The sequence below is a fragment of the Microbacterium sp. genome, from assembly GCF_035554235.1.
GTDB lineage: Bacteria > Actinomycetota > Actinomycetes > Actinomycetales > Microbacteriaceae > Microbacterium.
In genome coordinates this window covers 1-6,073 of record NZ_DATMIO010000200.1, presented here as the reverse complement: position 1 = coordinate 6,073, position 6,073 = coordinate 1, and the positions used below count along the sequence as shown (strand labels likewise).

The window sequence follows — 6,073 nt, the reverse complement described above, 5'->3', positions numbered from 1 at the left end:
GAAGCGCGACGCGAGCTCCTCGAGGGCGTCGGTGTCGACGTGGATGCCGCGGGCGTAGTCCGTGACCTGCGATATGACGTGCAGGCGCAGCCACTTCGCGTGCCGGAACAGGCGCGCGTGTGCGAGCTCGCGAGCCGCGATGAAGAGCGCCAGCTGGTCGTCGGCGATCTCGAGACCCCGGCCGAACTCCGCGAAGTTCTGCGGCAGGATCGCGGCTTCGCCGGAGGGCATGATCGGGATGCCGACATCCCCGCCGCTCACGACCTCGGTCGAGAGCCGTCCGACGACGTGCCCGAGCTGCGTGGCGAAAAGCGATCCGCCGACGTTTCGCATGAGGCGGCCGGCGCCTTCGATCATGCCCTTGAGCTCTTCGGGCGCCTGCTGGTCGAGGGCCGCGGTGAGCGCGTCGGCGATGCTGTTCGCGACGGGCTCGGCGAGCTCTTGCCACACGGGGAGGGTCGCCTCGGCCCATTGCCCGCGCGTCATGGGGCGCGGGGGAGTCGCGAGCTCGGAGATCGCCGTCGCCTCGGTGAGCCACAGGTCGGCGAGGACGAAGGCGTGGTCGAGGTCGGTGCGCTGCCCCGACGTGACGCCGAGCCCGTCCTGATTCGCGATGTGCAGCGCCTGCCGCTTTGCGAGGTCCCACGGGATGCCCTCGTCACCGCCGCCCGCGAACGCGCTCTGCAGGTGCTGCATGACGGTCGCCATCATGGCGGGGTCGATGTCCATGCCCGAGAGCTTCGAGAGCTGCTCGGGATCGAGGCTGCCGGCGGCTCCGCCCAGGAGCTGACGCAAGAGCTCTTGGAATTCCTCTTCGGGACTCCGGTCGTCATCTGGCACTTCAGCCGCCTCTCAGCCGCGGATCTCGGTGTGGTTCTACGCTAGTCGCACGAGTCCTCGCACTCGCCGGCCGCGAACCCCTCGCCTTACGCCGGTCGCGAACGACCAGGTAGGAAAGGTGTCACGTGGCGCTGTTCGACGAGTCCGTGGCGGTCGTTCCGGTTCCCAGAAGGCGGATGCCGCGCGGCACGGTGGTGGGAGTCTGGGCGCTCACGGTGGCCCTGCTGGTGCTGCTCGTGATCACCTTCCTGCCCACGTCCTACGTCATCCAGCGGCCCGGGCCGGTCTACAACACCCTCGGCACGGCGGCAGCGGCCGACGGCACGCAGGTGCCCCTGATCTCGGTCGAGGGCGCCGAGACCTTCGAGACCGCCGGCAGCCTCGACCTCACGACCGTCCAGGTCGTCGGCAACCGCGAGCGCACGCCGTCGTGGTTCGAGCTCGCAACAGCGTGGCTCGACCCGTCGAAGGCCGTCGTGCCCCTGTCATCGGTCTTCCCCGAAGGGCAGACGAGCGACCAGCGCAACGAGCAGAACGCGACGCTCATGGTCGACTCGCAGCAGGAGGCCACCGCCGCCGCGCTCACCGAGCTCGGCTACGACGTCGGCTCCTCGGTGCGGGTCGTCGAGTTCGTCAAGGACTCGCCGGCCGAGGGCGTGCTCGAGCCCGACGATGTCATCGTGTCGGCCGACGGCACGCCCATCGATGAGGCCGACACGCTCCGCGACGTCATCAAGGACGGCGGGGGCGACCCGGTGGAGCTGGTCGTGCTGCGCAACGGCACCGAGCAGACCGTGACGGTGACGCCCGAGAGCCGCGAGATCGAGGGCGAGGAGACCTGGATCATCGGCGTTGTGCTGATCCACGACTACGACTTCCCGATCGACGTGACGATCCAGCTCGACAACGTCGGCGGTCCGAGCGCGGGGATGATGTTCGCCCTGGGCATCGTCGACACACTGACGCCGGACGAGCTGAACGGCGGCAAGGATGTCGCGGGCACCGGAACGATCGACGCCGAGGGAATCGTCGGCCCGATCGGCGGCATCCGCCAGAAGCTCTACGGCGCACGGGATGCCGGCGCCGAGTACTTCCTCGCGCCCGACCGCAACTGCGACGAGGTCGTCGGGCACATCCCGAACGGCCTGCGCGTCTTCTCGACGGCGACGCTCGAGGACTCGATCACGGCGCTCGACGCCATCGCCGCCGGCGGCGACCTCGACGCCCTGCCGACGTGCACGGGCGCGGCAAGCTGACGGCAAGCGCTCGGCGTACCCCCAGATCGGCGCGCCTAGGATGGACGGGTGACCACGACGTCAGCGCCACGGCCCGCCACTCCCAACCGTTCCCGACGGATCATCTCGATCTCCCTCCTGGTGATCGCCGCGCTCGTGATCGGGTTCTTCGTCTTCGCGAGCCTGTTCGCGGATTGGCTGTGGTTCGAGCAGCTGGGCTTCGAGTCGGTTCTGCTGACGCAGTGGATCGCCCGCGTGACGATGTTCGTGGTCGGCTTCCTCGGAATGGCCGTACCCGTCTGGCTCGCCATCCAGCTCGCCTACCGCCTGCGCCCCGTCTACGCGCGCCTGAGCTCCCAGCTCGACCGTTACCAGGAGGTCGTCGAGCCGCTCCGCCGCCTGGCCATGTGGGGCATCCCGATCTTCTTCGGCCTCTTCGCCGGTTTCGCGGCGTCGGCGCAGTGGGAGACGACCTGGCTGTGGTTCAACGGCGTCGCGACCGATTCGACCGACCCGCAGTTCCACCTCGACACGGGCTTCTACCTCTTCGCGATGCCGTTCTACGCCGCCGTGCTCGGCTTCGTCTCTGCCGTGCTGCTGATCTGCCTCTTCGTCACGGCGCTCGTCTCGTACCTCTACGGCTCGGTGCGCATCGGCCAGCGTGAGCTGCGCATCTCGAAGGCCGCCCGCATCCAGCTCGCCGTCGTCGCGGGCCTTTATCTGCTCGTGCAGGCCGCGAGCCTCTGGCTCGACCGGTACAAGACCCTCATCGAGCCGGGCGAGCGCATCACCGGCCCCGGCTACACGGGCGTGAACGCCGTCATCCCCGGCGTGACGATCCTGGCGGTCGTCGCCGTTCTCGTCGCGATCCTCTTCTTCGTGACCGCGGTCGTCGGCCGCTGGCGCTACCCGCTCATCGCGACCGCCCTGCTGATCGTGTCGGCCATCGTCGTCGGCGTCGGCTACCCGTGGATCGTGAACACCTTCCAGGTCGCGCCGAACCGCTTCAACCTCGAAGAGGACTACTACCAGCGCAACATCGATATGACGCGGGAGGCGTACGGCATCGACGGTCTCGAGAAGACCGATTTCACCGCCGTCACCGACGTCGAGCGCGATCAGCTCCGCGACGATGCGCAGACGACGCAGCAGATCCGCATCATGGATCCGGCGATCATCAGCCCCACTGTGCGACAGCTCGAGCAGTTCCGCGCCTACTACCAGTTCAAGGATCCCCTCGACGTCGACCGGTACGAGATCGACGGCGTCTCGCAGGACACCGTGGTCTCGGTGCGCGAACTCAACCTCGAAGAGCTCGGCGTCGCCGCCGACTGGCAGAACACCTCGGTCGTCTACACGCACGGGTACGGCCTCGTGGCCGCGAAGGGCAACGAGCGCACGACCGACGGCGAGCCGGTGTTCATCGAGCGCGGCATCCCGGCGACCGGCTTCCTCTCGGAACGGGATCAGTTCGAGCCGCGTGTCTACTTCGGGGAGTTCTCGCCGACCTACTCGATCGTGGGCGCCCCCGAGGGAACGGCGCCCGCCGAGCTCGACTTCCCCCGCGGCACCGAAGACGGCTCGAGCGAGACGAAGACGACGTTCACGGGAGACGGCGGCCCGAACATCGGCAGTGTCTTCACGAAGCTCATCTATGCGCTGAAGTTCCAGTCGGAGCAGATTCTGTTCTCGGACTACGTCAACGACGAATCGCAGATCCTCTACGACCGCGACCCCCTGACGCGGGTCAAGAAGGTGGCGCCGTACCTCGACCTCGACAGCGACCCGTACCCGAGCGTCGTCGACGGTCGCATCGTATGGATCGTCGACGGCTACACGACGAGCGCTTCGTACCCGTATTCGACGTCGGTCAGCCTGTCGCAGGCGATCGCCGATTCGAACAACACCGCCCCGCGGTTCGCCATCGACCAGATCAACTACATCCGCAATTCCGTCAAGGCGACCGTGGATGCGTACGACGGATCGGTGACGCTCTACGCGTGGGACGACCAGGATCCGCTCCTCCAGGCGTGGCAGAAGGTCTACCCCTCCTCGCTCAAATCGGTCGATGACATGTCGGCCGAACTCATGAGCCACGTCCGATACCCGACCGACCTGTTCAAGGTGCAGCGCGCGCAGCTCGGCACCTATCACGTCACCGATGCACGGTCGTTCTACCAGAGCGACAACCGCTGGGCGACCCCGAACGACCCGCAGAACGACTCGCTGTTGCAGCCGCCCTACTACCTGACGATGCAGATGCCCGGCCAGGAGGCGCCGTCGTTCTCGATGTTCACATCGTTCATCCCGCCGGGCACAGGCGCGAATACGCGCAACGTGCTGACCGGGTATCTCGCGGTCGATTCCGACGCGGGTGCCGAGCCGGGAGTCAAGGGCGAGGGATACGGCAAGCTGCGGATGCTGGTCATCGACGCCGATACGACGATTCCCGGTCCCGGCCAGGTGCAGAACACCTTCAACTCCGATCCCGCGATCTCGGCGCAGATCAACATCCTCAAGCAGGGCCAGTCGCAAGTGCTCAACGGCAACCTGCTGACCCTGCCCGTCGGTGGCGGTCTGCTCTACGTGCAGCCGGTCTACGTGCAGTCCTCCGGCGCGACGGCATTCCCGTCGCTGAAGAAGGTGCTGGTCGCGTTCGGCGATCAGGTCGCGTTCGAGAACACCCTGAGCGATGCGCTCGATGTGCTGTTCGCGGGCGACTCGGGCGCGGACGCGGGGGATGGCGGCGTGACGCCCGAACCGGACGTGACTCCGACGCCGGGGGAGACCCCCGCCCCCGAGCCGACGGAGCCGACAGGCCCCAGCGACCCGATGCAGGCAGCGCTGCAGGAAGCCCAGGCGGCCATGATGGAACGCGAGGCAGCTCTGCAGGCCGGCGATTGGGCGGCCTACGGCGTCGCCGACGCGAAGCTGACCGCGGCGATCGAGACCCTGCTCGCGCTGAGCGGGGAGTGACGACGCGGGGGCTCGTCGTTTACGGCGTCGGCGACGTGCGGATGGAGGACGTGCCCGACGCGGCGCCTAGGCCGTCAGCATCCCGTACCAGATCAGCAGCAGCGTCACGCCGAACCCGGCGAGCTGGTTGATCCAGAGGAATCGCTTCCACCCGCGCGTCGCCTCGTGGGCAGAGTCGTCGGTGACACCCCGATACGGCCACACGGACAGCAGGTAGGGCAGAACGAGCAGGGCCGCGAGGGGTCCCGGCCAGGCGGTCGCGAGCATCACGAGGCCCGCGGAGGCGTAGCAGACCAGCGCGAACCGGACCGTCCAGGCGGGTCCCCGGGCGGTCGCGATCGAGGCGATGCCGGCCGCGCGGTCGGCGGCGACATCCTGCACCGCTCCGAACGCGTGCGAGGCCACGCCCCACAGCGCGAACGCGACGATGATCGCGCACAGTCGGGGGGTCCACACCGCCCCGGCCAGCACGAGCCCGTAGACCGCGGGCGAGAAGAAGTGGATGCTGCTCGTCACCGAATCGGCGAACGGCACCTCCTTCAGCCGGAGGGGCGGGGCGCTGTAGAAGACGACGAAGAACATGCTGGCCGCCAGCACGATCCACGACTGCCACGTGCCGACGAGCGCGAGGTACACGAGAAACGGCGCGCACAAGAGGCTCGCGGCGAGAAGCACGATCGGGTGCATGCGCCGGTCGAGCACCGCACCCTGCGCGCCGCCCTTGCGTGGATTGCGCAGGTCGGAGTCGTAGTCGAAGACGTCGTTGACGCCGTACATCGCGAGGTTGTACGGGATCAGGAAGAACAGCGTCCCGATGACGAGCGGCACGTCGATCGTGCGGGTCGTCATCACGTAGGCGGCGGCGAAGGGATAGGCGGTGTTGATCCAGCTCACCGGCCGCGACGAGACGAAGAGCGTTCGAACGACGGATGCCGCGCCGAGGCGATCGCGGGCGCTCATTCGATCGCCCGCTCCGAGCCCGTCTCGGAGCGCGGGGAGAGCAGGGTGAAGACCGCCGGCAC

At 68.0% G+C, this 6,073-nt stretch carries 4 protein-coding genes; 2 read left to right on the top strand and 2 right to left on the bottom strand.

Annotated elements, in window-relative coordinates; translation table 11 throughout:
* A partial coding sequence (locus VNT50_RS10475) for a zinc-dependent metalloprotease (RefSeq protein WP_325485055.1) occupies positions 1–840 on the bottom strand: 840 nt, incomplete at its 3' end.
* 125 nt (positions 841–965) lie between these two features.
* Between VNT50_RS10475 and VNT50_RS10470 the strand changes: the two genes are divergently transcribed.
* Positions 966–2,096, top strand: coding sequence for a YlbL family protein (locus tag VNT50_RS10470; protein WP_325485054.1), 1,131 nt, complete (start codon positions 966–968; stop codon positions 2,094–2,096).
* A 48-nt stretch (positions 2,097–2,144) separates the two neighbouring features.
* Entirely contained in the window at positions 2,145–5,051 is a 2,907-nt protein-coding gene (locus VNT50_RS10465; protein WP_325485053.1) for a UPF0182 family membrane protein, read from the top strand.
* A gap of 66 nt (positions 5,052–5,117) precedes the next feature.
* Here VNT50_RS10465 and VNT50_RS10460 read toward each other — a convergent pair whose 3' ends face one another.
* Positions 5,118–6,011: a prenyltransferase gene (locus VNT50_RS10460; RefSeq protein ID WP_325485056.1), complete on the bottom strand. Its 894-nt coding sequence runs from the start codon at positions 6,009–6,011 to the stop codon at positions 5,118–5,120.
* Between the last annotated feature and the right edge of the window lie 62 nt (positions 6,012–6,073).

Bases quoted from the DNA above. Each gene is read 5' to 3' on its own strand.
- VNT50_RS10460 (WP_325485056.1), bottom strand. From the start codon at position 6,011: ATGAGCGCCCGCGATCGCCTCGGCGCGGCATCCGTCGTTCGAACGCTC.